Consider the following 26,201-nt stretch of genomic DNA (forward strand, 5'->3'; position numbering starts at 1 on the left):
CGATCTTAGGGACAGCCTCATGCCGATCCAGGGTGTGCTTTTCGACGTGGACGACACCCTGTTCGACTACTCGGCCTCGGAAGAAGTCGGCGTGCTCACCCACCTGCGGGCCGAAGGACTGCTTGAGAGGTTCCCCGACTCCATCACGGCGCTCGCGCTCTGGCGGGATGTCATGGAGAGGCAGTATGCCCGCTTTCTGAACGGCGAGCTCACCTTCACCGAACAGCAGCTCGAACGCACCAGGGAATTCCTCTCCCACATCGGGCAGGTCGCGCACGCCGGCCTGTCGGACCAGGAGGCCTCCGCATGGTTCGCCGGATACCAGGTTCACCGCAGGGCCGCCTGGGCGGCATTTCCCGACGCCGAGCCAGTCCTCAGGAAACTCGCACCCGACTACCGCCTCGGCGTCGTCTCCAATTCATCCGCCGATCACCAGCGTCACAAGCTCGACGTCCTTGGCCTCCTGCCCTACTTCGGCGACACGCTTGTTTGCTCTGAGCAGCACGGTGCGGCCAAGCCCGCGTCGAGCATCTTCGTCGCCGGCTGCATCTCCCTCGGCCTCCAGCCGCATGAAGTGGCCTACGTCGGAGACAAGTACGCGCTGGACGCGGTGGGAGCCCACGAAGCAGGGCTGCACGCCTACTGGCTCGACCGGGCGAACATCAGCGCTCGCACGGCCATCGGTAGCGGCGTTCGAGTCATCCACTCCCTCGACGAACTCCCGGCCGCGCTCACGGGCTGAGTTCTATTGGCACCATGCCACCCATGGCGAAACGCGGCTCGGCCGACGGCGGTTGACGGCGATCGACGGGTTCGTGCTCGACCTACCCGGCACTCCGGCGAACCTTGAAGAGTTTCCCAAGGACAGCGTGGGTGGGTATGAGAGCGCGTTCCCGCAGGCCCGAGTCGTGGTCATCGGCGAGTGCGCCGGCCACGCGATCGTCGCGGCGGATGTGTCGGGCTGCTGGGACGGTGAACAGACCCTGGCCTATTCCCTGTCCGAGCGGCTGGAGGAGGACATGCCCCTGCTCGTCGATCGCGGTTTCTGCAGCTTCTACGCCTGAGGTCAGGCCCGCCGTAGCGGCGCCCAGCTGCTGTGGCGGGTGCGGGCCGGGCCGCGCCCGTGCCGGCTGCGTGACCTGGACGACGGGTCCTGGCTCGCGGTGATCACCAACCCCGTGATCGGCCTGCGCGGATCACAGAAGGACCGGCTGTGCGAAGACTCGCGCGGCAGGGCGAGCGGCGCATCCGCGGCTGTGGCGCGGCGTGGCGATCACCGCGATCTCGTCGGCCGTGGTTTCCCGCCGACTCGCCGGACCTGTTCGAGGATGTGCGGCAGGCGCTGGATCGGCGTCACACCGGCGCCGGAGAGAAGCATCATCGAGACCGAAAAATGTAAGGGCCATATGGAAAGAAAATCATGAGAACGTAAAGGAGTCTTCCGGGAATGGTCGCAGGATCGAAAGTAAATTGACCGCGTACGTTTAGTCGTGAAAATGCGTACGCGGCGATCGAGAAATAAGTTCAGCGCCTGCCTTGACGCCTCTCAGAGAGGGGGGTTCATGATGGGAGGGTCAGAGGAACGCGAACCTTGGGAGGAACCGTGCTCAAGGAAGCCTGTGTTGTCAGCGCTCTCGTGGCTGCCGCCCTCGCCCCTTCGATTCCCTCGCAGGCGCAGTCTGGAAGCGTCGGCACCGTCGTCTCGTCCACCAATCACTCCGTCTCGCAGGCCCCGAAATGTAAATGGCTCGATGAGGGAGAGAGGAGGTGCTACTACTGCCGCGGCAAGAAAGGCAGTGGATACAAGAAGCAGTACTGTGAGCGGAAGCGCGGCGAGTCCGAGAAGTCGACCGAGGTCGAATGCGTGACCACCAAGGACCCGACCACGACCAGCCCGAACCGCACGTGCAAGACGTGTACGGACGCCAAGACCGGGAAGCGCATTTCCAAGGTGTGCGACAGCTAGCTTCATGAGGTGCTGCTGAATCTCGCCGCGCCCCGCCCGCTGTGTGGCGGGTGAACCTGATGAGCGTATCCACCATCACGAGGAGACCGCCGGAGTTTGCCGCCCGTTGCCCAGGGTTCCGGAGGAACAGGGAGATCCCGCCCGATCGAGGTGATCGGACGGGATCTCGTCAACCCTTGAGCACTAAAACCCGGACGTCACCCAGAGGTCATTCTTCGCCTGTCGTCGGGAACGGCCTGTAAAATCGTCGGCTCGGCCTGCGTAGATTCAAGTTCCGCACCTGCCACGCCAGTAGAAAGAGCTCCCTCGCCGGCGGAAACACGGTGAGGAGGCTCTTCTCGTATGTCCGGCCGTTAACGATGCTCTATGACTGATCTTTCCCAATGCGTTTCCATGGGCCTATGCTCCATGAGGGCGTAGGTTCATGGTCTGCGGTGTGAACGGCTTTACCTGCCAGGTCGGTGACCACACGCCCTCCGCGAAGAAACGGATCATCGAAGGGGAATCATGGGGGCCGAGGGCTGGGAATCGATCGAGTCGGCGGACGAGTTGCGGGAGGTGCTTGGCCCCCCCAAACCGGCCGTGCTGACGAAGGAGCGGAAGAGCCTGCACGAACTGGACCGTGCCTGGCTGGCAGCCTCGCCGTTCTGCCTCATCGCGACCTCGGACACCGACGGTAGCTGTGACGTATCACCCAAGGGTGACCCGCCAGGATTCACGCTGGTCCTGGACGACTCCACGATCGCGGTTCCCGAGCGGCCGGGCAATCGCAGGGCGGACGGATTCCACAACATCCTGCGAAATCCGCACGTCGGCCTGATCTACTTCGTCCCCGGCCGCGGCGACACCCTGCGTGTCAACGGCAGGGCACGCCTGGTGCGCGAGGCCCCCTTCTTCGACCGGATGGTGGTCAAGGGGCACCGGCCGTCGCTCGCGATCGTGGTCGAGATCGAGCAGATCTTCCACCACTGCGCCAAGGCTTTCCTCCGCTCGGAACTGTGGCGCCCGGAGAGCTGGAACCCGCAGGTCCTGCCCTCGCGGGCGCGCATCGCCCAGGCGCTGGAACGGCAGGGGGAGCCGATCGAGGAACTGGAGCGCTACTACGGCCCCTCCTACGCGGAGGGGATGTACCGCTGAGCGGGCGGGCGAGGTGGGCGAGTGGTCAGGGGCAGCCCAGTGCCCGGTATTCCCAGCCCGCCGCACGCCAGGTGTCCGCGTCGAGCGCGTGCCTGCCGTCCACGATCCGGGGGTGCTTGACCACGCTCGCCAGTGCCGAGGGCTCGATCTCGCGGAACTCGGCCCACTCGGTGAGCAGGACGACCACGTCCGCGTCACGGGCCACGTCCAGCGCGCTCGTGCCGTACCTGAGTTCCGGATAGGTACGGCGCGCGTTGTCCATCGCGGCCGGGTCGTACACCCGGACGTTGGCGCCCAGGCCGTGCATGGTCCTGGCCACGTCCAGTGCGGGGGCGTCCCTGATGTCGTCGGAGTTGGGTTTGAAGGCCGCGCCCAGGCAGGCGATCCTCTTGCCGTCGAGCCGGCCGTCGAGCAGTTCCCTGACCAGGTCGATGGTCCGGGAACGGCGGCGCCGGTTGATCGCGTCGACCTCACGGAGGAAGGACACGGCCTGGCCGACGCCGATCTCCTCGGCCCGGTGCGCGAAGGCGCGGATGTCCTTGGGCAGGCAGCCGCCGCCGAAGCCGAGGCCGGGCTGGAGGAACCGGCCGCCGATCCGGTCGTCATGGGCGAGGGCCTTGGCCAGGTCGCGGACGTCGGCCCCGGTGGCCTCGCAGACCTCGGCCATCGCGTTGATGTAGGAGATCTTGGTGGCCAGGAACGAGTTGGCGGCCACCTTGACCAGCTCAGCGGTGGCCAGGTCGGTGACGACCACCGGGGTACCGAGGTCGAGGATCGGCTGGAACGCCGCGGTGAGGCGTTCGCGCGCCCAGTCGGAGGTGACGCCGAACACGAGCCGGTCGGGCTTGAGGGTGTCGTCGACGGCGAAGCCCTCCCGCAGGAACTCAGGGTTCCAGGCCAGCTCCACCTCCTCTCCCGCGGGGGCCAGCTCGCGCAGCAGGCCGGCCAGGCGGGCGGCGGTGTTCACCGGGACGGTCGACTTGCCGACCACCAGGCAGCGCCGGGTCAGGTGGGCGGCCAGGTCGCGTACGGCGGCGTCGACGTAGGTCAGGTCGCAGGCGTCCGAGCCGGGCTGCTGGGGGGTGCCGACGCAGACGAAGTGGACGTCGCCGTGCTCGGCGGCCTCCGCGTAGGAGGTGGTGAACCGGAGCCGGCCCGACTCCAGGACCTTGCCCAGTAACTCGGGCAGGCCGGGTTCGAAGAAAGGTACTTCCCCGGCCTGTAGTTTTTCGATTTTCTTGCTGTCCACGTCGAGGCCGACCACGTCGTACCCCAGCGACGCCATGCAAACCGCGTGCGTCGCGCCGAGATAGCCAGTTCCGATCACGGTCAATCGGGGGAGCTCGGCTTCGCCCATATCCGTCGTCCTATCTACTACTTGTCTTCGGCTCTTGTTCAGGAACAGTCGTCGGCCTTGGAGAGGGCTCCGCCGGTGACCTTGTTGTCGCAGGTGATCGTGTTTCCGCCGACCGTGTCGTTGATGCCGAAGCCGCCTGAACCACCAAGATCGATGGTGTTGGCCTGGAACACGTTTCCGGTGCCCCAGCCATTTACGATCTTGTGGGTCTGGAATCCGTCCCCGTTGCTCTGGCTACCGGTGTTACCGCGGATGAGATAGCCGTTGCCCTTGACGTCGACCCAGGAATCGTTGTGCTTGTGACCGCCGAGCTTGGAACCGTCGAAGATGTTGTCGACGATGTGGCCGTCGGAGGTGCCCTCCTTGATGTCGATCGCCTCGGCGGTGGCCCGGATGACGTTGCCGCGTACGGTGTTGCGATCGCTGCGGTCCATCTGCCCGCCGGAGAAGGCCGCCCAGTTGCTCTCCGCGGTGCCGAGGTAGACGCCCTCGCCGAACTTCTCCCGGCGCAGGCCGGTCGCGTAGATCATGCAGTACTGGACGGTGTTGTCGCTGCTGAAGTTGCGCAGGTGAATCGCCTCGTCCCCGATGTGGTGGACGGTCAGCTGCTGGATGATCGTGTTGCCGGTACGGTCGGCCATCACTCCCTTCTGGCTGTTGCGGACGGTGAAGCCGACCAGCCGCCAGTGATCGACCTCGTTGAGGTGGAAGGCGTAGCCCTTCTTGATCCCGCCGCCGTCGATGATCGCCTCGGGCGGGCCGCAGACGAAGATCGGTTCGGCCTCCGTCCCGGAGACCGCCGCCACGAACCGGCCGCTGTAGACACCGGGCTCCAGCCTGATCACCGCGCCCGGCTCGACCGCCTCCAGGGCCTCGGCGAGTTCGGTGGCGTCCGCGACGGTCACCGTGGCCTCGGGGCACTCGACCAGCCCTTTCCCGAGGGGGACCGCGATGTCGGGCGGCTCCTGCGACGCGACGAACTCCTCGGCGTCCTCTCCCCTGTCCTCGTTCACGTCGTCCTCCGCCCGCGTGGTGTCGTCCTCCTGCTGTGAGGCCGGCGCGTCCGCGCTTTTCGGCCGGATGTCCTCGATCGCGGTGCCCGGCTCCTCCGTACCGCCGAACAGCCCGCGCAGCAGCACTACGACGATCACCGTGATGACCGCCCCGGCGAGCATCCCCACCAGGGTCTTCCTGTCAATGTCCAGGCGCATCGCTCAACTTCTCTCGGCTGGAGTCTGGGGGGCGGCGGTCCGCAGGAGCCTGGCCGGTCGCTCTTCCAGCAGTGTCTGCTTCTCGTATGGGTGGACGAACCGCCGGCCGGCCCGCGGGCCGTCGCCGCGTAGTGCCCGGAGCGCCGAGAGCACGATCAGGGAGATGACCCCCAGCCAGATCAGGTTCATCGGCTTGGCGATCCGCTTGACCATCGTCCAGAAGCCGGCCGTGTCCTGCCAGCCGGTGGTGTTGTTCTGCGCGATGGTCGTGGCTCCCTTCGCCCGGCCGGTGTCGAGCGCGCTGCGGCCGGCACCGCCCAGGGTGTTCCCGGTGATCTTGGTACCCTCGGCCGCGCCGAGCAGCGAGATCGCGTGCAGCGAGGCGGACTCGACCGTGTTGGCGGAGATGGTGGCCTCGGAGTCCCGGAGGTAGATCGCGGTCTGGGTGTCCCGCACGATGTTGCCGCTGATCCGGGCCCCCCGTACCCCGCCGCGCAGCGCGATTCCCTGGCTGCGCTGGCCGGTGAGACGGTTGCCGGAGACCCGGACCCCGGTGGCGTCCTCGCTCACCACGATGCCCATCTCCCCGCCGATCACCTCGGTGGTCTGTACGACGAGCTTGACGCCGCCCTGGATCTCCACGCCGTAGCGGCCGTTGTCCCGTGCCGTGCTGCTGGTCACCGAGCTGCCACCGAAGCTGCGCAGCGACTCCCCGGACGCCGACGGCCCCCGGGCCAGCGGCAGGCCGCTGATGGTGAAGCCGTTGCCGTTGTTGCGCTCGGCTCCCGAACCGGTGATCGTGACGTTCTGCGTGCCCCTGGACAGGACGAATCCGTCACCCCTGCTGCCGGTCACGGTGGTGTTCTCGATGGTGGCGTTGCGCGCGAACCGGTGCAGCAGGATCCCGTGGACCAGGCTCCCGGTGACCGAGACGTTGATGATCCGGGTCTCGTTGGAGGCCGTGATGAAGATTCCGTACGCGTTGCCGGTGACCTTGGTGTCGGTGATGTCGCCGGTGACCAGGTTGGCCTCGGGCAGCCGGTAGGCGACCCTGCCCCGGCCGGCTCCGTTGGTGATCTCGACCTCGTTACCGCTGCCCCTGCTCGGCACGAGGAGGCCGTTGGGCAGGAGCGCCCGCTGCTGGGAGGAGGCCGGCTTCGGCTGGGAGGTGGGGTTCGGCGAGGAGGTGGGCGACGACCGGGGGAGGAAGGCGGGAACGGTCACCAGATCGGCGTTCGTGGTCGGCCGGTCACTGCCGGTCAACGCGAGCCCGCCGGTCGGGCCGCTCCAGAATCCGAGATGCTCCACCGTCGCGTGGCTCATCTTGAGTTCCCCGCCGATCACGCGCAGGTAGGCGCGTCCGTCGGAGACCTTGGTGTCGGCCGTCCTGTCGTGCGCGTTCCAGCTGGTGATTCGCACCGGGTTTCGTGCCGAACCGTTGATTTTGATGTTCGCGCCGAAGCTCACGATCGACACGAAGGCACCCGGGTCGCTGCGCATCCGGATCACCAGGGGGCCGGTCGCGTTCTGGAGCACGACTTTGGCCCCCGGACCGGCGAACAGGTTGATGCCGAGCACGTAGGAGCCGTCCGACTGCTTCTGGAAGTGCTCCTGGCCCAGGCGTTCCAGGTCCGCGACCCGGTACGGTTCGCGGCGCTGCGGTAGCACGAGCGTCTGGCCGTTGGCCGAACTGGAGATGTGCGGCACGCGGGATCTCGCGGCGGCGGGGCCGCCGCGTGCCATCGCCGAGGTCAGCGTCGCGCGGGTCTGCATGATCCGCAGATCCTCCTGGTCGACCAGGGCCGACTGCTGTTGTGCCTCCACTTGGGGCACCTCGTTCACGCCGGGAGGTGGCGCGGGGCGATCGAGGTAGGAGAGGTATGTCCAGGTACCGGCCGCGGACAGGCACAGTGCCAGGACGATGGGGAGGGTACGGCTCCTCCTCCGGGGCGGCCGGCTCATCCCCTGCCTCCCACGGGAGCGCCGCCCACGGAGGGACCGCCGATGGAGGGACCGCCGATGGAGGGACCGCCGATGGAGGGGCCGCCGATGGAGGGGCCGCCCATGGAGAGGCCCGCCACGGGGATCGAGTCGGGGTGCGGCGAGGACGGCCGCCGGCGCCGTGAAGGACGTCCGTCGGCGGGCACCGGGTGGTCCGGCGCGGGCATGGCGGCATGGCGCAGCACCTGGAACCGCCCTTCGGCGAGCAGTCGCTGCTGCTCGTAGGGGTTGCGGATCTCCCTGCGGCGTTGCCTCCGTTCCACGACACCGCGGGATCGGATCGCCGACACGATCACCAGGAGGATGACCGCGGCCCAGATCACGTTCATGGGCTTGACGAAGCGTTTGGCCTTGACCCAGAACGACGACGTGTCGTTCCACTGGTCCTCGTCGTTGTTGTGCTTGTTCACCGTGTCGGCGGCCCGTGCGACGCTGATCGCGCTCGTCCCCGAACCGATGACGGTGTTGCGGGTGATCTCGGAACCTGCCGCGTCGCCGACCACGGTGATCCCGTGGGCCTTGGGGTGCGACAGGGTTGTGATCTTGTTTCCGATGATCATTCCGGCGGAGTCGCGGAGATAGATCCCGGTGACGGTCCCGGCGATCGTGTTGCCGGCCACATGTGCGCCGGTCGCCCTGTCGCGCAGCGCGATCGCCTGGCGGCGCTGGCCGGTCAGCCTGTTGCCGGAGATCTGCACACCGCTGGCGCCCTCGCGCACCACGATTCCCATGTCACCGCCGATGATCTCGCTGGTCTGCACGGCCAGCCGGCTGCCGCCGAGCACCTCGACGCCGTACCTTCCGTTGTCGCGGGCGGTGCTGTTGCTGACCGAACTGTCACCGTAGACGGCGAGCGACTCGCCGCTCGCGGACGGACCGCTCGCGAGCGGCCGTCCGTTGAGCGTGAAGCCGTTGCGCCTGTTCCGCTCGGCCAGGCAGTCGACGACCTTCACCTTCTCGGTCGCCCGTGACAGCACGAAACCGTCGCCGCCGCTGCCGATCACCTCGGTCTTCTCGATCGTCGCGTTCTTGGCGAACCGGTGCATGAACACGCCGTGCACCAGGCTGTCGACGATCCTGTTGTCGATGATCTGTGTCTGGTTCGAGCCGGAGACGAAGACGCCGTAGGCGTCGCCGGTGATGACGCTGTTCTTGATCGATCCGGAGACCAGCTCGTCGGCGAGCACGTGCGAGGCGGTGCCCGGACCGATCGGAATGGTCTCCACGTCGCCGAAGTTGCTCCCACCCCGCTCGCCCTGCTTGGTGTTCGCCAGCCGTTCCCGCTTGTCCTGGTGACGCTGTTCCTTTGTCCGGTGCCGGTAGACACTGGCCGGCCGCTCGGTGCCGGTGAGCGCGATGCCCCCGGTACGGCCGCTCCAGAATCCCAGGTGGGAGACCTGGGTGTGGGTCATCTCGAACTCACCGCCGACCGCCCGGATGTAGGCGCGGCCGTCGGTCGTGGTCATGTCCGACTTCTGGGTCCGCACGTCCCAGCTGGTGATCCGCACCGGCCTCTTGGCGGTGCCCTTGATCTCGATGCCGCCGCCGAACGTGATGATCGAGCTGAACGAACCCGGCAGGCTGCCCATCCGCAGTGTCAGCGGGCCGCGCAACTGCAGGCGCGCCCCGTCGGCCACGAAGACGTGGACGCCGAGCAGGTAGGAACCGTCCTTCAGTCGTCGTAGGTACCGGCCCTTCTCGACGGCCGCCAGATCCTTGAGGGTGTACGGGGCCTCGGTGTTGCGCGCGGGCAGCACCAGCGTCCTGCCGTGCGCCGACACGAAGATCTGGGGCTGCTTGCGCTGGGCGGCCACGATGCCACCGCTCTGCAGCATGGCCGTGAGCGCGGCGCGAGTCTGGATGATCCGCTGGTCCTCGACGTCCACCAGGGTCGCCTGCGCCTCGGCGCCTTGCGCCGTGAGGGTGCCGGCCTCCAGGGTCGCGTCGTCCGCCATGATCGCGTCTTCGACCAGGGCCGGGGTCTCCTCCAGGTCGGGGTCGTCCGTCGCGGAGGTCGGGGCCGGACCGGAGGTCGGAGCGGGGCCGGCCGTCGAGGTGGGAGCGGACGTCGGCTCCGAGCCGTCTCCCGTGGCAGGGTCGGTGGTCTGGGTTCTGGTCGCCGTCGGCCTCGGTTTGGCAGTGGGAGTCCGGGTGGCCTTCGGAGGGGAGTCGTCCTCCGCGGAGGGCTTGGGCTCGGGCGACGGGTCGTCGAGGAACGGGTTGTCGTCCGGGCGCGCGCTGCCCGTCGGAGACGCGCTGGGCCCCGAGACCGCCTCGGAATTCCCCCCTGGGGTGGGAGAGGAGAGGGCGACGGCAGGTCCGCCTCCCAGGCCGACCGCCAGTGCCACCGTGCCGAGCAGCACGGTAATGGAACGTTCCATCTCAGGCCATTCCCTGCAGGGTGGCCGCGCTCTGGCCCGCCCCGCCCACCTGGTCGGAGGTACGGGTGAGCCAGCCCTGCTTGTTCATCGTGAGGAACGCGTACAGCTTGATCGGCAGTGCGATCATGATGACCACCAGGCAGAGCAGCGGCAGCAACAGGATCTCGCCGGGGTGACGGCGCAGGTGTGACCAACCGCGGACACCCCGGCCGAGGAGCAGCCAGCCGACGGCGAGCCCGATGCCCAGCGGGGTGAGTTCAAGCCTGCTGAAGAACAGGTAGGCGAGCGTGACGCCCATGGTCACCGGGGTGAGCAGGATCTGCAGCACGGTCACCTTGGTGACCAGCGGAGTCTTCCACAGCCATCCCTTCCACAGCGCGGTCAGGTAGCAGCGGTAGGAGTTGCGGCTCCAGCGGACGCGCTGCTTGACGAAGGCGCGGAAGGAGTCGGGGAACATCGAGATGGCGCGGGCCGAGGACTGGTGCACGGTCTTGTACCCGGAGGCGAGGACCAGCCAGGTGAGCCGGCCGTCGTCGCCTGCGATGCACCGGCGGCCGAGGAAGAACTCGTTCTCCAGGTGGGTGAGCACCGGGAGGATGGCCTTACGCCGGTAGGCGGCGGTGCGGCCGGACAGGCAGGCCACCCCGCCCCTGCTGCCCATCGCGGGTACGTAGTCGTAGTAGCGCAGGTTGACCAGCCAGTCGGCGATGCGCCGCCAGACGCTGCTGGTCCGCTGGTACACGTTCTGCTGGGTGCCGACCCCACCGACCGCCGGGTCTTCGAAGGGCATCTGTACGGCGGCCAGCAGGCCGGGCTGCCACCAGGTGTCGGAGTCGGCGAAGACCACGACCTCGCCCCGGGCCGCCCGGATGCCGACCCCGAGCGCGGAGCGCTTGCCCGAGTGCTCGTACACCAGGACACGCAGCCGAGGGTCTGTCACCTCGCGGAGCTTGGCATGGCAGTCGGTGTCCCCGACGTCCACAACGATGATCACTTCCTGGGGGTCCTGGGCCAGCCAGCTGGCCAGGCAGCGCACCAGGATCTCGGCATCCTCCCGGTAGGACGGGACGACCACGGAGACCGTGGTCCGGTAGCCGTTCACGACCGGTTTGGCGAGCCGGGACAACACCACACGATAAACCCACAGGCCCCATACGAGCAGGCCCGCCAAGCCCAGCGGAATCAGGTCCCGCCAGGTTCCGTTGGCACTGGATCTAACAATCCATTCGTAGGCAGCATCAAACCAATTCAAGGCGGATTCCACTGATCCTTCTGGGCGTGTTTGCCCCAAGATGCTTGTGCGGTTGCGGGAGGAAAAGTCCCTTACCCGATAGATGGGGACAGTACTGAGCGCCTTCCCGGCAACATATTGGAACGGTGCAATTGTTACGGTACCGAGTAGATTTGCACAAGATGCGCCAGGGGCTGGTGAGACAACATTTTGATCATCGCGAACCCGGGGGTTCCCGCGACGTGCGCCTCATGCGCGCATGTGCCGTCCTGGATTCCGCCGCATGGTCCCACCCTGTAGGTGAGGAGCCTCAGCGGTACGTCTGGCGGTGGCGGCGCGCCTTCTCACGGTTTCCGCAGACGCTCATGCTGCACCAGCGGCGACGTCCGCCTCGCGAGGAGTCCAGGAACAACCAGCCGCATCGTCCGCACGTCCTGATCCGGCCGGGCGGGAGGGTGAAGACCGCGTGGATCGCCAGCAGTGACAGTGTCGTGGGGATGGCTCCGGGGGTCGTCCAGTCGGCGGTGTAGCCGTCGAGCGCGGCGTCGATCCGCTGGACCTGGCCGGCGCGCGTTCCCTTGCCCGCCCGTTGCAGGAGTGCGCCGAAGGGTTCGGTCGGCACGGTCTCGCCGTCGGTGATCGCGCTGAACACGGCCCACGCCTGCTCGCGAACGGCTCGAACCTCCCGTACGAGACCGCTCGCGGAGTCCTCCGTCAAGGACGGCACCTCGTCGAACAGGCCGGCGGACGCGCACCAGGTGAGGACATCCGAGGGGGTGTTCAGCAGTTCGACGTCCTCGGCCGGGAGTGTGCGGTCGAAGACGGTGTTCGTGAGGTCCAGGACCGGATGGCCGCCGACGAAATGGGCGTCCTGCCAGGGCGGTAGGGCCTGGGGGGTCAAAGTAACCATTGTACCGAGTGTATACGGTTTCCTGCTGGTGGCTGGTGGCTGGTGGCTGGTGGCTGGTGGCTGGTCGCTGGTCGCTGGTGGTTGGTGGCCGAAGCCGATGGTCAGTGGTGATGCCGGTGGTTGGGGTTGGGGTTGGTCTGATGTGTGACTCGGACCGGGGGGATCGTCGAGGTGGCGTGCGGTGATCGTGTGGGAACCGCGGTCACGCGGCCTACGCGGCCTACGCGGCCTACGTGACCTACGTGACCTACGTGACCTACGCGGCCTGCGGGACCTCTCCCTTGAAACGCCTCCTGAGAAGGACGGTTGTCACGATCGCCACGGCGGCGAACCCGACCGAGCACCAGAGGGACCAGCGCCAGCCCACGAGGATGGCCTCGGGTTCGGCGGAGCCGGCGGCGAAGTGGGCGGCCACCGAGGTCACGACCCCCACACCCACGGCGAGTCCCAGCTGCTGCGAGGCGTTGATCAGCGCGCCGGCCGTCGCCCGTCGCCCCTCCTCGGCGCCGTTCGTGCCGGCGATGCTCGTCGTGATCAGCGCGAGGATGTGACCGGCGGCGTTCACGGAGGTGCCGATCAGGATGAGGGTGAGTCCGTGGTCTTGTGGCAGGCCGACCATGACCACGATGCCGATCGTCTCGACGACGATTCCGTAGAGGAGGACACGGTACAGCCCGAAGCGTTCGACGAGCTTTCCCGCGTAGATGCCGGTGACGACCGCGATCACGCCCGAGAGGGCGAACGCCAGACCGGTCGCGAGCGCGCCCAGACCGAGATGTGTCTGCAGGTAGAGGGTGAGGATGAACAGCATTCCACCGTAGGAGCAGACCAGCAGGACGGTGACGAGGTTGGCCGCGCCGATGGCGGCCGTGCGGAAGATGGAGATCGGCACGAGCGCGTCGTCCTTTCTGGACTGCGTCCAGACGAAGAGGGCGATCGCCGGCACCGCGATCCCCGCTGAGAGCAGGATCGGAGCCGACGACCAGCCGTACTTCTCACCTTCGGTGAGGGCGAACACGAGGGCGACCAGGCCCGTGGTCGCGAGGACGACGCCGATGACGTCGAGGTGGCGGGAGGCGCGCGTGTCCCGGCTCTCGTCGAGATGGACCCTCGCGAGGAGACCGGCGACCACGACGACGGGTACGTTGATCAGGAAGACGGACCTCCATCCGGCGTACTCGGTGAGAACGCCCCCGAGCACCATGCCGGAGACGAACCCCGCCGACAGTGCCGCACCGTAGACGCCGAGAGCGCGTTCGCGTTGAGGTCCTTCCGGAGTGGCCGCCTGGAGCAGCCCCAGACCCGCCGGGGCGATGAACGCGGCGGCGACGCCCTGCAGAGCGCGGCCCGCGATGAGCGCGGTCGGTGACCAGGCGAGGCCCGCGAGGAGCGAGGCTATGCCGAAGCCGACGAGGCTCCAGATGAACACCCGCTTTCTTCCGAAAAGATCGGCGACCCTTCCCCCGAGGAGGAGGAAGCCACAGAAAGTGAGCGGGTAGGCGGAAAGCACCCAGGCGATGTCGCCTCCGGAGCCGAAGTTCAGGCCTTCGCGGATGCTCGGGGCGGCGACGTTGATGATCGAATAGTCGACGGCGACCAGGAACTGGGTGCCGCAGATGACGGTGAGCTGCCAGAACTGCCGGGACCTGAATCCGCTCTCGGCGTTTCCCGTGGTGTGCGACGACGTCGCCTTCATTGTCACCCGCCCTTCGCTTTTACCGACCATCGGACCGGTTCACCCGCCTTTCGCTTCTCTCGACCAGCGGATCGGTTGACCCGCCTTTCGCTTCTCTCGACCAGCGAACCGGTTCACCTGCCCTTCGCCTCTGCCGACCATCGGGCCGGTGATTCCAGTCCCCGCGCGGTCGCGTCCCGGATCTCACCCGTACCCACCGTGGCTTCGGTGCGCGGGTGGGGTGCTCCGTGTGACGGGTGATTCGCGTACGGGTGGGGATCCGCGCGGGTGTCGGCGGAGAGAAACATCCGGTGAAGCTGCCTTACGGCGTTGAGTACGTCGTACTCGGCGCAGGTGATGGAGATCCGCCGGGTACGGACTGTCATGTCCCGCACCGTGACGCCGTGGGTCTCGAGCGCGCCCGGCAGAAGCCGCACCTGAGGATGGCGGGTACAGAACCCGTGGCCGACCAGCGACACCTTCCCCACGGGCCCTGACCAGCGGCACCCGCTGAAGGCGCCCGCCGCGCGCAGGCCGGCGAGCACCCCGTCGACCTGGTCCTGGTCGGCGGCCTTCACGACGAACCGCAGGGAGTGACCGGAGCCGTCGGCGGCCAGGTGGTCGAGCATGTCCACGGACAGTGCGGGGTCGGCCAGCATGGCGGCGATCGTGGTGAGGGCGGTGGGGGCGACCCCGTCGAGTCGGCAGCGGAGTTGACCTGTCCGGTGGGCGACGCCGACGGCGGTGAACCGCTCGCCGTCCGGTGGGGTGGTCGAGCGGGAGCCGGTTACCCAGGTGCCGGTGGTCTCGGTGGTGCTGGACCGGACGTGGAGGGGAACGCGGTGGGTGCCGGCGTACTGGACGCTGGAATGGGCGAGCACCGTGGCGCCGCCCGCGGCCAGCTCGGCCATGTCCTCGTAGGAGAGGTGGCTCAGTTTGCGGGCTTCGGCGACGTATCGGGGGTCGGCGGTGAACACGCCCTCGACGTCGGTGAATATCTCGCACACCTCGGCCCGTAGCGCGGCGGCGAGGGCGACGGCGGTGGTGTCGGAGCCGCCTCGGCTCAGGGTGGTCAGCTCGCCGCTTTCCGCGGCGATACCCTGGAAACCGGTCACCACAGGGACATAACCGGCCTGGATGCAGTCGCGGATCAGCTCGGGGTGAACGTTGACGATGCGCGCACAGCCGTGCACTCCGTCGGTGATGATGCCGCCGTCGCGGGCGTTGAACGAACGGGCGGGTACGCCCAGTTCGTGCAGCGCCATGGCGAGTGCGGCGGCGGAGGCCTGTTCACCGGTGCTGAGCAGTATGTCCAGTTCCCGGGCGTGTGGATTGTCGGTGAGGTCGCGTGCGAGTTCAAGCATGGCGTCGGTGGTGCCGCCCATCGCGGACACCACGACGGCCACGGATCCATCGGCGGCGGCTATGCGCTGCGCTGCGTGACTGATCTTGCTCACGTCACCCAGTGATGTTCCGCCGTACTTCTGTATCACCAGGCTCATCGTTCACTCCTGCGTCACGTGCTTCCTTGAGAACCATCCGGGCATGCTTGGCCGGTTTTTCGGCTCGACGACCGGCGCGGCCGGCATGACCGGCGTGACCGGCCCACCCAACTCGACCGGCGCGACCGGCGGGCTGACGCGCGACGTGTCGTCGGAGCCGGGGGGGGGGGGGGGGGGGGGGGGGGGGGCCCCCCCCCCCCCCCCCCCCCCCCCCCACGCCCGTCTTACCGGGCTCTTCCGGACAGCAGTGCCGTCCATATTGCCCGAGCTTCGCTGATTGGCCAGGTAGAGGTCTCATAGACCTGATGGCCGTCATCGAGTTGGAGGGTTCGCCGGACGAACGCTCGGCCGCCGCCCTCGCATAGTTCGTAGACCGTGGCACGGCACCAGCAGGTCCAGGCCACTGAGCGTGCCCGTTCAAGCGTCGGGTACGGCTCTCGCCAATCCAGACGGATGTGATCTCGCTGTGGCATCACCACATGCGGACTCAGACACTCATCGAGCAGAATCACGACGTGCGCTCCGCGACGCCTCCACATCGGTAGGCCGCTTTGAGGAGCTCTTCGTATCGCTGGGCGACATAGCGGGCGACGGTGACCGGGTTGTCCACGCCGTAGACCCGGTACAGGCGGCGGCCCGTCTTCGCCGAGGTCTTCCCCGTCCACCAGCGGTAGGCACGTCCGTCCGTCCAGACCAGGAGGTCGGTCCAGACGGAGACCAAAGCGACGCCGTGGCCCTCGTGGACGTCGGCCAAGACGCCGCAGTGTTCGAGGCCGATCCGCAGGCGCTCAGCAGCCAGGGCCGCCGGGCATCGTTGAGCCGGCCTTTTTCCGTCGAGGGTGCTCATGCCTCCAGCTCCTCCTGGTCGCGGAGCTGCTGGGCGAGTTCGGTGACGTTGTCGGCGTCGATTGTCCGGTAGAGGCCCTTATTTATCTCTTCGTCGGTGAGGTGTCGGCCATTCCGGGTTGCCCACAAGCGGCCCGCAGAACTACGCCAAATGCACCATCCGGGGAATGCTGCCTGGAGGTCTTCCAGAATCACGGGTGTTGACATGGAGTAAGCGTCATTCCATTTGAGTGACGAACCCACCGCGTTCCGGAGACGTCCAGGACGTTTCAAAGTTAGAGTCGAAAACGTCCTTGACGTCCTCACTCCCCGAGGTGCACCGTGGCCAACGTCCCCTTACGCCGCGCCATGCTCGATGCGAAGCTGAGCAACCAGAACCTGGCAGACCGCTGCGAGGTGGACGTTAAGACGGTGGAACGCTGGTTACAGGATGAGGCACGAGTCCCGCACCTCCGGCACCAGTTGGCCGCCACCGAGGCATTAGGAGTTGATACGTCCGTGTTGTGGCCAGATGCTATTCGTAACACCGTGAAGACCGGACCGGATCGAGAGGTTCTGACCGTTTACCCCTATCGGTCGGCTTGCCCCAAGTCGATCTGGCGCAACCTGATCACCTCGGCCCGCAACGAGATCGTCTTCGCCGGGTACACCAACTACTTCCTGTGGCTGGAGCACCCCAACCTCGCCAAGATCCTCAAGCGCAAGGCCGAGCAGGGGTGCAAGATCCGGTTCCTGATCGGTGACCCGGACAGCGAGGTCACTCGCCGCCGGGAGGAGGTGGAGAACGTCCCGTTGACGGTCTCCACCCGCATCCGGATCACCCTCTCGGAGATCGAGCAGGTTCGGAACGTACCCGGCATCGAGGCGAGGTTCGGAGACGAGCACATCGCGATGAGCGTCTTCCGCTTCGACTCCGAGATGCTCGTGACGCCGCACCTGGCCAAGCTCGTCGGCCACGACTCGCCGATGATGCACCTGCGCCGCTACCAGGACGACGGGCTGTTCGACCGGTTCGGCTACCACGCCTCGGAGCTGTGGAGCAACGGCCGGGACGTCTGGGCAGACGACCCGCGAGAGAGCGCGAGTTTTAGGTGACGAATTAGACGGCAGTCATCCTGAGTAGAACTCCAGGTTTCCGGCGCCCTGCGCTTATCGGGGTCCATGGATAGGATTCGAGTGGATCATGAGATGCCTTGATCGATCCTGGTTGGAGTTGCAGTGACTCTGAAAGAGCGGTCCCCGAAAAGTTCGATCGGCGCACCGGGTCTGCCTCTGATCGGTTCGCTGACGGTCCTGGGCCTCCTGCTCCTGTACGCGGGGAGTTTTCCTGGTATCGGCCCTCTGTGGATACTGCCCGTTCTTCTTGCGTTTTTCGTGCTTGGCGTGGTCTGGTTCGTGCGCCTCGCTGTGGAACTTTTCGCTCCGGAGCGGCGACCGGGAGTCAGGCGAAACCTGCTGCGCTGGGTGGCGCCACTGATCATCGTGATCCCGCTGTTGGCGCTGGGTAGCCAGGGAGAGCCGGAGAGATCCAGGTTCGCGTTGTCCGAGGGGAGTTTCGAGAAGGTCGCACGGTCGGTGTTGGCGGGAGGCGCAGACTGGAAGATGGGGCCTGAAACGCTAGGGCTGTTCGACGTCTCTTGGGCCGAACGGTATGGAAACACTGTGCGCTTCGCACTGGCCGGTGGGTGGGACGGCATCTATGAGCGTGGCGTCATATGGAGCCCGCAGGGGGAGCCCCAGCTACCTGAGGAGGAAGAATACGAAGCCGACGTCGAGCACTACCAGGGTTCCTGGTATCTGTGGAGCGAGAACTTCTGAATCGATGAGTGACTAACTGGGTGACAACGACCCCGGACGGGGGCGGACAACGGTAGACGGTCGTGGATCGTGCGCCCAGGTCAGGGGCGGTATCGGCCCTGGTTGCGTCCCCGGTCGGATCGCCTTACAAGCGAGATGTCACTGGTTCGAACCCAGTAGTGCCCACCAAGTCAGTAGTGTTCACCAGGCAAAACGTCCCTCCTCTTGCTTTGGGCGCAGGGCGAGGGTGGCTACTGGGTGACTAACTCCTGAAGGCTTCGTCTAACACCTCCGCGTCTGTGGGTGCGCCGGACGGATCTACTCGCGAGATGCAGTCTCCGTGACGATCGCGTTGCGATGATCGACGAGGCGCGGTGTCCTCGACGGGAGCGTTCGGTCAGGTCGGGGTTGAGCGAAGGCATACCCGCACGCATCGTGATCGATCGGCATGGAGGGGTCCTCCGATCGCGCCCCCACCCGGGGGCAACCGGCTGCTTGGGCGACTCCGGCGGGGTTCCTTCTCTGGGCCACTCGTGATCCCTGCCTCAAGGTCTCCGCATCAAGAGGCGAGGGAGGTTTTGTGACGTCGTCGATACGCTGAGTTGCCAAAACTCCTCTTGGATCAACATAAGAAATTTATTATGCTTGAGTGAACTGGCAGATAGTGATCGTTCCAGAGGTCCGTGACTGGCTTCACGAGCTACGGAAGGTGGATCGGCAGACGCTCTTGCTGATCGCTGCGGCCTTGGATCGGGTCGCTGAGGAAGGTCCCGGTCTGGGGCGGCCCTTGGTGGACACGCTTCAAGGGTCGACTATCCGTAACCTCAAGGAGTTGAGGCCTGGATCCAGCGGGCGGAGCGAGGTGCGAATGCTCTTCGTCTTCGACCCTTGGCGTCAAGCTGTGTTCCTGGTCGCCGGAGACAAGTCCAGCGACTGGAGCGGTTGGTATGGCGTGGCGATCAAAACGGCAGAGGTACGTTTTGCCCGATACCTCGAGGAGAGGGAGCAATGAGCGATCAGGCGGTGACATGGGAGGAACTGCGTGCTGAGCTTGTCCAGCCCGGCGATGAGCAGGAGGTTGCCCGACTCCGCGATGGGCTCGTAGCTCGCCAGCGCGCCTACCAACTCGCTGAAGCCAGACGCAAGCTCGGCCTACGGCAGGAGGATGTCGCTCAGGCGATGGGCGTGTCACAGGCCCGCATCTCACAGATCGAGAACGGAGTGATCAGCGAAGTGGCCACCCTGGCTGCTTACGTAACGGCGCTCGGAGGTCAGCTCAAGATCGTGGCCGACTTCGGCGACTCGGCCATGGTGCTTGATACGCCTCGCGGTCGCCGTACTGGGTAATCGTGTTCATGATGGATGCCGTGCTTCCCGTGTTCTTCTCTCCTTGCGGGCTTTCGCGTTGCTGCCGTGCCATCTGGCCGTGTTTCGTAGCTGAGTGACCAACTGGGTGACAACGACCCCGGACGGGGCCGGACAACAGTGGACGAGCGTGGACCGTACGCCCAGGTCATGGCCACTATTGGCCCTGGTCGTGCCCCCGTTCGGATCGCCTTACAAGCGAGATGTCACTGGTTCGAACCCAGTAGTGCCCACCAGCCAGAACGCCCCGTTCCTGATCTTCAGGACGGGGCTTGAGTGACTGACTTCCGAAGATGTCGTCCATGGCCTCCGCGCCCTGTATGAGCACCGGCCGGATCTGCTTCCGGTAGACGGTCTCGATCCGCTGTGTTCTGACGCCCGACGAGCCATGAGATGTCCTCGATCGGTACGCCCGAATCCGGACACTCTTGCCGCCGGACAGAACCGCCCGGATGAGTCGGAAGACATCGGCTTGGTCGTCCTGCAGCATCGCCGGTTTGTACCCGGCGGTGAGGGGTCGCCGACTTGGCCGGTGGGAGCTGGGTCGCTTCAGTGGCTCAAATCCGCCGTTATGCGCGGGTGAGCCGGTAGCCGTCCCGGTGGAACTCGTGGAGGGCGGCGAGGTTCTCCACCGATTCGGGCGAGACCAGCTGATTACCGCTCAGGTCGAGGACGGTGAGGGTGGTGAGGTGGCCCAGCCACTCGGGTATGGCGGTCAGCTCGTTGTTGCTCAGGTAGAGCGCGTTCAGGTGAGTGAGGCCGCCCATCCACTCAGGGAGCGCGGTCAGCCGGTTGCTGTCCAGTAGGAGTTCTCGGAGGACGGTGAGGTTGCGGAGCGACTCAGGCAGAGCGGTCAGCTGGTTGTAGCTCAGGTTGAGCCAGGCGAGGGCGGTGAGGTCGCCCAGCCACTCGGGTAGGACGGTCAGCCCGTTGCTGCTCAGATAGAGCTCGTTCAGGCGAGTGAGGTTGCCCAGCCACTCGGGAAGCGTCCCCAGGCGGAGATCGCTCAGGTCGAGGTAGATGAGGTTGGTGAGATCACCCAGTGTCTCGGGCAGAGCGGTCAGTTCGTTGCAGCGCAGCTCTAGGTAGGTGAGGTTGGTGAGGCCGCCCAGCCACTCGGGCAGAGTGGTCAGCTCGTTGCAACCGAGGTCGAGCCAGGTGAGGGCAGTGAGGTTGCTCAGCCACTCGGGCAGGACGGTCAGCTCGATACCGCCCAGCTGGAGTGTGGTGAGGTTGGTGAGGTCGCCCAGCCACTCGGGTAGGACGGTCAGCCCGTTGCAGTTCAGATCGAGCTCGGTCAGATGAGTGAGGCCGCCCAACCACTGGGGTAGCGCGGTCAGCCCGTTGCCGCTCAGGTCGAGCTTGATCAGGTGAGTGAGGTCGCCGAGCGGCTCGGGAACCGTCTCCAGCTGGAGATTGCTCAGGTCGAGCCTGGGCCATCTGTACCGTAGGCAGTTGCTGATCCGCTCGGCGGCGACCGACCGGCCGTCTTCGGCCCTGACCATGTCTTACTCCTCGTCGTTGCCGATGTCTTCGAGCTCGGCCCTGTCGCGCCAGACGCGAGGGCCGGTGACGAGGCTAGGGACCGGTACTGGGAAACGGCTTGTAGATCACTCCAACACATTGAGGAGAAGGCCGGATCGGGCTGGGCCCCGGCCCTGAGCGACATCGGAACGGTGGATGACGGCAACCCCACCCGTGTCGGCTCGCTAACGTGTTGTCGCTCAAAGGGCGGAGCGACTGGCTATGACCAGCGCGGTCACACCAGTTCCCGGTGCTAACGAGCAGATAGGTAGACGGCCCCAAATGCGGACAGATCTGGGCAGTCGGACCTCCGTGCTCTCTCAGCCGGTGTGGAGGATCCGAAAGCGATCAGGTTCCGCCGGATCTCGATCAACGACTTGGATCGGCGGCCAGGCCCATTGCCAAACGCTGATGCCTGGCGTGCGGGAGAACCGGATCTGCCCGCGGGTGCCTTCGACCGCAACGCGCGGCCAGGATCCGGCGGTGCGCGCCCGGTCCGCGCCTTGAGAACGCAGCACCTGGGAGAGGACGGCGACCGTGTCGTAGCCCTCGAAAGCGACGAAAGACGGCGCTTCGCCTAGTCGCTCGCGGAGGGCCGTCTCGACTCGCGCGCCCAGTGGGCTGAGACGCTCGGGCAGGTAGCGCAGGAAGGGGATCGCGGCGCTGTCGTCGCCCAGCGACGCCGCCCATTCGGTGAACTCCGGTTGCCCGGCCGGAGCACCGATCATGATCTCGGCGAGACGCCGGTCGTGGCGGACGGACTTGACGATCGACACCGCCGGTTCCGGGTAGCCGACCAGGAGAAGGAGAGCTGTCGCGCGATTGTCGAGGAGTTCGTCGCACACGGCCGCAGGGGTGAGCGTGCGCATGTCGAGTTCGATGACGGTTCCGCCGCGGGAGGCGAGGTGGTTCCGCAGAATACGGGTGCCGGATGCCCAGTAGACACTCGACTCGGCCGCTACGGCGATCCGACTGTGACCCGCGCCGAGGAGGAAGTCCGCGTAGATCTGCCAGCCGTGGGACTGCGCCGGAGCGAGGCGCGCGACCCATTCCGTTGGTTGTTCGGTGAGCGCGTCGAGAACCGCCGACGAGCAGAGGAACGGCAGGCCGAGGGCGTCGGCCCTGGCTGCGGCGGCGCGAGCGACGACGCTGTGATATTCCCCCGCCAAGGCGGCCACGCCCAGGCGAGCCAGTTCGTCCACGGCCGCCGCGGCCTTCTGCGGATCAGCCGCGGTGTCTCGAACCACCAGTTCGAGTGGTCTTCCGGCGATCCCTCCGGCGTCATTGACCTCGCGAACGGCCAACTCGAGCCCGGCGAGCAAGTGTTGGCCCGCCTCCACCCAGCCAGGCCGGGTGAGCGGAACGAGGGCACCGATCTGGACGGCTGATCCTTCAGTCCGCTCCGTTCCGGGTGGCGATGGTGGCGTACTCATGCGTCGGGCGTCCCTTGTGCGACGATTTGGTGGCAGTTTGTGTGGATCGCAGAGTATTGCCCGCCGGTAGCGACGTTGCCGGTCGCTCCAACTGGCCGTTCGTCAGATGATCACGCCCCCGGGGGCGTGATCATCTATCACCTTGATCCACTTTTGCACCAGACTCTAGTCGCGGTATGTCGCGGTATGCGACAGCGAGGTTCTTTCTCCGCGACCGTCGTGACGCAGGCGAGACTCCTGTCGTGGCGAGATGGATCGGCGACGCCGGGGGAAGGGACGGTGGCATCTGGCCGACCGATGGTCACAGCGCGCCGAATGGGTGTCAGGGGCGGCTGCTGCAGGTGAGGGAGGGGGACGACGGCGTACCGCCGGCCAGGAAGCCGAAGGTGGTCGTGCCGGAGGCCGGGATGGAGCCGTTGTAGGCAGCGTTCGTCACCGTTACCGCGGAGCCGTCGGTGGCCAGCGTGCCGTTCCACACTTGACTGACCGTCTGGCCGTTGCCCGGCGTCCATCTGACGGTCCATCCGCTGACCGCCGAGCCGCCCGCCTTCACCGTGACCTCGCCCTGGTAGCCGCCCGGCCACGAGTTCGTGGTGCGGTAGCTCGCGGTGCAGGCGCCCGGGGAGGGGGAGGGCGACGGGGTGACTGAAGGTGAGGGGGACGGGGTGACCGAAGGCGAAGGAGTGACCGAGGGCGAGGGCGACGAGCCGCCCGGCGGCACGTATGGGCACTTGCTGCGGTACATCGAGATGCCGGTGGAGTCCATCAACGGACACAGGAACTGGGTGTACCGGGTGTCGTTGTCAACGAAGATCTTCAACCACGGGATCAGCGTCCGCATCTCGGTCGTGTTCGCCCTCGTCGCGAACAGGTGGTCCACGCCGGTTATCTCCACCCAGGCGCTCTGTGCAGAGGCCGGGAGAGTGCTGTACAACCCGTTGAGGTAGGACTGCGTGACCACCGTGTCCCTCTGCCCGGAGATGAACATCATGGGCACCCGGTTATCGGCCAGGCTCAGGTTTCCCGTGGGAGAGCCGGGAGCGAGCCCGACCACGGCCTTCAGCGAGGGCCGCCGGAGCGCCGCGGTGAGGGCGCCGGCGCCACCCGCGGAGTGGCCGACCACCGACAACCGGCTGGGGTCGACGCGGTCGCGTACCGAACTCCGCTGGGTGAGGTAGTCCAGCGCGGCGAGCAGCTGGGTCGCTCGGGGGTCGGCGCCGTCGGTGCGGCTGTTGGTCTCGATTCCGATGACGACGAAGCCGAAGGACGCGAGCCAGGGGCCCATCCAGGCCTCCTCGTCGGCGAACCGGGCGGAGTAGCCGGGCACGATCGCGACCGCGCCGAAAGTCCCCTGGCCGGTGTCCGTCGGATAGTAGATCACCCCACCGCCGAAGCCGTTCCCGGACGGTACGCTGACCTGCGCGGTGGCGAAGGTGCCCCTGGTGGCGGCCACACTGGCCAGGGTGGGGTCGGGGCCTCGCTGATAGGGGTTGTCGGCGGCCGATGCCGGCCGAGTCACGACGATCATCGCGAGCAGCCCGAGGACGACGACCGCCGCGGCTGTCGCACGCTTCCCCCACCCGCCCTGTGGCCCGGGCTCCGATCGGACACTCTGGGCGGCACGAGGCTCCGGAGTCTCACTGACACGTCGTCGCACTGTGGTGTTCCTTCTCTTCGGGTGAGCCCCTCATCGGGATCAGTACGTGACGGCCATCGCCGAGTGGCCTTCGGTGCGGGGGCTCCGCACCGTATCGGTCGCCTCCTCGTCCCGGTACCGGAGCGCGTACGACAAGGGCGTCGTGATCGGCGGTCTCTTCATCGGCAACCGGCAGCGGAGATCGCTCCGAGGACTCAGTGTGGAAACATCTGTGAAACGTGTCAAGATCCGTGTAAAGCTCTCGATGACCCGCTCTGGGGGTACACGCGTCTTATGGTGTGTCGGCATAGGACGCCGACGAATGAAAGCGCCTGAAACTTTCATCGCGATCATGGAGCCGGTCGGGTGCGGACCGCTGTCCGCCGAAGGCGCGCATGGCGACCGGGGTTCCGTGGACCGGCACCGCCACTCCACCCTCGCCAGGGCTGAGGTGAGGATCTCGAACGGATCGTGATTCGAGAGCCGCCGGCCTTCGGTGAGGCTTCGCGTGACCGGCGTAGCGCGTATAGGCGCGAAAACCGGGTCGGCCGGCTGCTCGCCCCCGCCGGGACAGCCTGTGAGAGCACTGTCCCGGAGGGGGTCGGTCAGAGTTCGCGGTAGTAGACGGCGACTGGAAGCAGGGTGCACCCGAGCTTTTCGTAGAGGGCTCTGGCGGGTGCGTGGAAGGGGTCGCCCCCGGTACCGATCTCGACCACCTCGACGTCGAGGGCACGCATCTCATCGAAGGCGTGCTCGCACAGGGCGGTGCCCGTGTGCTGCCGGCGGTGTTCGGCCGAGATGGCGAGGTGCGTGATGGTGCCGTTCCTGTCGGCCGGGTCGACGCCCCAGGCGACGTAGCCGACGATGGCGTTCTCGGTCTCGGCGACCGCGACGTACCTGTGCCGGGCCGGGTCGTGGAGCTCGGCGACCTGCTCGCGATAGTCGTCACGCCAGTTGCCGTGCCGGTTGGCGAAGACGACTTCACCCACCAGGGGGCGGAAGTGGTCTTCGTAGAACGGCCGGAACGTCTCGATGGTCAATTCGGTGAGCCGCGTGAGGTCCTGTTGAACGAACGGGCGGATGAGCATGGAAGTGCGCCTTTCGGGCTGAGGGCTTGATGCCTGAACGAAAAAGGGCATCGGTCGGCCCGCTCGCGGCCTGGTGTCGGCAGCGAACCGGCCCTCAGGGGCGGGTACGCCAAGCGGCAAAGCACTCCATGGTCCGCCATGTTAGTGCCCCGTTGGATAACGGCATAGATCGGAATCTGGTCCCGAGTGCCTTGATGGGCGATCGGTGGCAGCTTCGTCGCCTGGTCAGGTGGTTCTCGACGTCGACCTCGGAGGCATCGCGCAACATAAGGTTGCGGGTTGACGGTGTGGTCGCTAGAGTTATGCGCAACCGATGGTTGCCTATTGGAGGTTCGTAGTGGAGTTCGGAAAGCTGGCGCGTGAGATCCATATCGACGCGGTACCGGAGATCGTCTTCGATGTGGTGAGCCGTCCCGAGCACATCAAGATGTGGTGGTCCGAAGACGCGTCGTTCGAGCCTGAGCCGGGCGCGGTCGGCGAACTGGTGTGGAACGAGCGTGCCGTGGTCGAACCGATCACGGTGGTCACCGTGGATCCGCCCCGCACGTTCGCGTTCCACTGGGTCGCTCCCGGTGGTGAGCTGCCGGATGCGGGCAACTCTCTCCTGGTCACCTTCGAGCTCGAACCCTCCGGCGACGGCACGATTCTGCGCGTGACCGAGAGCGGTTGGCGGGAGAAGGGCTGGGAGGCCGCCGTGCTTGAGGAGGCCTTCCACGACCACGAGCGCGGCTGGGACTTGTTCCTGCCCAGGCTGCAGGGCTACGCCCCTTCCGTGGTGGCGCGATGACCGTCGCCGTCGACGACGAACTCTGGTCGGCGATCGGCGACCCGACCAGGCGCCGCCTGATCGACCTGTTGCTCGCGGAAGGAGTCGGTACGCCGACCAGCCTGAGCGATCGTCTCCCGATCTCACGCCAGGCGGTCACCAAGCACCTGGCCGTCCTCGATCGCGCGGGACTCGTGCACGCGACACCGATGGGCCGCGAGCGGCGCTACGAAGTCGACGAGGCGCAGCTCGCCCGCGCCGTCCGGCAGTTGAACGAGGTCGGCAAGACGTGGGATACGCGACTGAACCGCATCAAGCGCATCGCGGAACAGATCCAGCGTCAGAAACGCGACTGACCAACCCGGTCGTCTGGGG

At 66.6% G+C, this 26,201-nt stretch carries 25 protein-coding genes; 10 read left to right on the forward strand and 15 right to left on the reverse strand.

Annotated features, from left to right (window positions below; translation table 11 throughout):
- The first annotated feature begins 19 nt into the window (after positions 1 to 19).
- The 4 genes from ACIBH4_RS24030 to ACIBH4_RS24045 all read left to right on the forward strand — a co-directional run bounded on the left by ACIBH4_RS24030 (position 20) and on the right by ACIBH4_RS24045 (position 3,103).
- Entirely contained in the window at positions 20 to 742 is a 723-nt protein-coding gene (locus ACIBH4_RS24030) for an HAD family hydrolase (RefSeq protein WP_362764893.1), read from the forward strand.
- A gap of 73 nt (positions 743 to 815) precedes the next feature.
- Positions 816 to 1,064: a hypothetical protein gene (locus ACIBH4_RS24035; RefSeq protein WP_362503878.1), complete on the forward strand. Its 249-nt coding sequence runs from the start codon at positions 816 to 818 to the stop codon at positions 1,062 to 1,064.
- A gap of 539 nt (positions 1,065 to 1,603) precedes the next feature.
- Complete coding sequence (locus ACIBH4_RS24040) at positions 1,604 to 1,966, forward strand: hypothetical protein (RefSeq protein ID WP_362503875.1); 363 nt, start codon at positions 1,604 to 1,606, stop codon at positions 1,964 to 1,966.
- A 507-nt stretch (positions 1,967 to 2,473) separates the two neighbouring features.
- The gene (locus tag ACIBH4_RS24045; protein ID WP_362503872.1) at positions 2,474 to 3,103 is read left to right on the forward strand and encodes a pyridoxamine 5'-phosphate oxidase family protein; all 630 of its coding nucleotides are present in this window, start codon (positions 2,474 to 2,476) and stop codon (positions 3,101 to 3,103) included.
- Positions 3,104 to 3,128: 25 nt separating this feature from the next.
- On the opposite strand, the gene ACIBH4_RS24050 is transcribed toward ACIBH4_RS24045, so the two are convergent.
- The 10 genes from ACIBH4_RS24050 to ACIBH4_RS24095 all read right to left on the reverse strand — a co-directional run bounded on the left by ACIBH4_RS24050 (position 3,129) and on the right by ACIBH4_RS24095 (position 16,346).
- Positions 3,129 to 4,460 (reverse strand): UDP-glucose/GDP-mannose dehydrogenase family protein, encoded by a 1,332-nt coding sequence (locus ACIBH4_RS24050; RefSeq protein WP_362503869.1) that lies wholly within the window; start codon positions 4,458 to 4,460, stop codon positions 3,129 to 3,131.
- Positions 4,461 to 4,498: 38 nt separating this feature from the next.
- Positions 4,499 to 5,671, reverse strand: coding sequence for a right-handed parallel beta-helix repeat-containing protein (locus tag ACIBH4_RS24055; RefSeq protein ID WP_362764899.1), 1,173 nt, complete (start codon positions 5,669 to 5,671; stop codon positions 4,499 to 4,501).
- A gap of 3 nt (positions 5,672 to 5,674) precedes the next feature.
- Positions 5,675 to 7,633, reverse strand: a complete 1,959-nt coding sequence (locus ACIBH4_RS24060) for a right-handed parallel beta-helix repeat-containing protein (RefSeq protein ID WP_362764901.1) — start codon at positions 7,631 to 7,633, stop codon at positions 5,675 to 5,677.
- Positions 7,630 to 10,053 carry a right-handed parallel beta-helix repeat-containing protein gene (locus ACIBH4_RS24065; RefSeq protein ID WP_362764904.1) on the reverse strand — a complete coding sequence of 808 codons (2,424 nt, stop codon included), beginning with the start codon at positions 10,051 to 10,053 and terminating at the stop codon, positions 7,630 to 7,632. Before ACIBH4_RS24065 ends, ACIBH4_RS24060 begins: the two co-directional genes overlap by 4 nt.
- Before the next feature lies 1 nt (position 10,054).
- Positions 10,055 to 11,179 carry a glycosyltransferase family 2 protein gene (locus ACIBH4_RS24070; protein ID WP_362503857.1) on the reverse strand — a complete coding sequence of 375 codons (1,125 nt, stop codon included), beginning with the start codon at positions 11,177 to 11,179 and terminating at the stop codon, positions 10,055 to 10,057.
- A gap of 415 nt (positions 11,180 to 11,594) precedes the next feature.
- Positions 11,595 to 12,194 carry an ABATE domain-containing protein gene (locus ACIBH4_RS24075; protein WP_362503854.1) on the reverse strand — a complete coding sequence of 200 codons (600 nt, stop codon included), beginning with the start codon at positions 12,192 to 12,194 and terminating at the stop codon, positions 11,595 to 11,597.
- 256 nt (positions 12,195 to 12,450) lie between these two features.
- A complete protein-coding gene (locus tag ACIBH4_RS24080; protein WP_362503851.1) occupies positions 12,451 to 13,890 on the reverse strand; it encodes an MFS transporter in 1,440 nt (479 codons plus the stop codon).
- Positions 13,891 to 14,003: 113 nt separating this feature from the next.
- Positions 14,004 to 15,371 carry an aspartate kinase gene (locus ACIBH4_RS24085; RefSeq protein ID WP_362503848.1) on the reverse strand — a complete coding sequence of 456 codons (1,368 nt, stop codon included), beginning with the start codon at positions 15,369 to 15,371 and terminating at the stop codon, positions 14,004 to 14,006.
- A gap of 508 nt (positions 15,372 to 15,879) precedes the next feature.
- Complete coding sequence (locus ACIBH4_RS24090; protein WP_362769226.1) at positions 15,880 to 16,218, reverse strand: hypothetical protein; 339 nt, start codon at positions 16,216 to 16,218, stop codon at positions 15,880 to 15,882.
- Positions 16,215 to 16,346, reverse strand: a complete 132-nt coding sequence (locus ACIBH4_RS24095; protein ID WP_362769223.1) for a hypothetical protein — start codon at positions 16,344 to 16,346, stop codon at positions 16,215 to 16,217. The genes ACIBH4_RS24090 and ACIBH4_RS24095 overlap by 4 nt, the downstream gene beginning before the upstream one ends.
- A 399-nt stretch (positions 16,347 to 16,745) precedes the next feature.
- Between ACIBH4_RS24095 and ACIBH4_RS24100 the strand changes: the two genes are divergently transcribed.
- From ACIBH4_RS24100 to ACIBH4_RS24115, 4 genes are all read left to right on the forward strand, one after another.
- Entirely contained in the window at positions 16,746 to 17,312 is a 567-nt protein-coding gene (locus tag ACIBH4_RS24100) for a hypothetical protein (protein WP_362769220.1), read from the forward strand.
- A gap of 123 nt (positions 17,313 to 17,435) precedes the next feature.
- The gene (locus tag ACIBH4_RS24105; protein ID WP_362769217.1) at positions 17,436 to 18,035 is read left to right on the forward strand and encodes a hypothetical protein; all 600 of its coding nucleotides are present in this window, start codon (positions 17,436 to 17,438) and stop codon (positions 18,033 to 18,035) included.
- Between the two features lie 628 nt (positions 18,036 to 18,663).
- Positions 18,664 to 19,026: a type II toxin-antitoxin system RelE/ParE family toxin gene (locus tag ACIBH4_RS24110; protein ID WP_362516516.1), complete on the forward strand. Its 363-nt coding sequence runs from the start codon at positions 18,664 to 18,666 to the stop codon at positions 19,024 to 19,026.
- The gene (locus ACIBH4_RS24115; RefSeq protein ID WP_362516513.1) at positions 19,023 to 19,361 is read left to right on the forward strand and encodes a helix-turn-helix transcriptional regulator; all 339 of its coding nucleotides are present in this window, start codon (positions 19,023 to 19,025) and stop codon (positions 19,359 to 19,361) included. The genes ACIBH4_RS24110 and ACIBH4_RS24115 overlap by 4 nt, the downstream gene beginning before the upstream one ends.
- Before the next feature lie 175 nt (positions 19,362 to 19,536).
- On the opposite strand, the gene ACIBH4_RS24120 is transcribed toward ACIBH4_RS24115, so the two are convergent.
- From ACIBH4_RS24120 to ACIBH4_RS24140, 5 genes are all read right to left on the reverse strand, one after another.
- Positions 19,537 to 19,869, reverse strand: coding sequence for a hypothetical protein (locus tag ACIBH4_RS24120; RefSeq protein ID WP_362769214.1), 333 nt, complete (start codon positions 19,867 to 19,869; stop codon positions 19,537 to 19,539).
- A gap of 79 nt (positions 19,870 to 19,948) precedes the next feature.
- Positions 19,949 to 20,884, reverse strand: coding sequence for a leucine-rich repeat domain-containing protein (locus ACIBH4_RS24125; RefSeq protein ID WP_362769211.1), 936 nt, complete (start codon positions 20,882 to 20,884; stop codon positions 19,949 to 19,951).
- 339 nt (positions 20,885 to 21,223) lie between these two features.
- Complete coding sequence (locus ACIBH4_RS24130) at positions 21,224 to 22,336, reverse strand: ABC transporter substrate-binding protein (RefSeq protein WP_362769208.1); 1,113 nt, start codon at positions 22,334 to 22,336, stop codon at positions 21,224 to 21,226.
- A gap of 322 nt (positions 22,337 to 22,658) precedes the next feature.
- Positions 22,659 to 23,864 carry a cellulose binding domain-containing protein gene (locus ACIBH4_RS24135; RefSeq protein WP_362516507.1) on the reverse strand — a complete coding sequence of 402 codons (1,206 nt, stop codon included), beginning with the start codon at positions 23,862 to 23,864 and terminating at the stop codon, positions 22,659 to 22,661.
- Between the two features lie 713 nt (positions 23,865 to 24,577).
- The gene (locus ACIBH4_RS24140) at positions 24,578 to 25,060 is read right to left on the reverse strand and encodes a GNAT family N-acetyltransferase (RefSeq protein ID WP_362516505.1); all 483 of its coding nucleotides are present in this window, start codon (positions 25,058 to 25,060) and stop codon (positions 24,578 to 24,580) included.
- Positions 25,061 to 25,397: 337 nt separating this feature from the next.
- Between ACIBH4_RS24140 and ACIBH4_RS24145 the strand changes: the two genes are divergently transcribed.
- Both ACIBH4_RS24145 and ACIBH4_RS24150 read left to right on the forward strand, forming a co-directional pair.
- Positions 25,398 to 25,847 (forward strand): SRPBCC domain-containing protein, encoded by a 450-nt coding sequence (locus tag ACIBH4_RS24145; protein WP_362516502.1) that lies wholly within the window; start codon positions 25,398 to 25,400, stop codon positions 25,845 to 25,847.
- Complete coding sequence (locus ACIBH4_RS24150) at positions 25,844 to 26,182, forward strand: metalloregulator ArsR/SmtB family transcription factor (RefSeq protein ID WP_362516500.1); 339 nt, start codon at positions 25,844 to 25,846, stop codon at positions 26,180 to 26,182. Before ACIBH4_RS24145 ends, ACIBH4_RS24150 begins: the two co-directional genes overlap by 4 nt.
- Positions 26,183 to 26,201 lie beyond the last annotated feature (19 nt).

Source organism: Streptosporangium sp. NPDC050284, from assembly GCF_044459525.1.
Lineage (GTDB): Bacteria > Actinomycetota > Actinomycetes > Streptosporangiales > Streptosporangiaceae > Streptosporangium.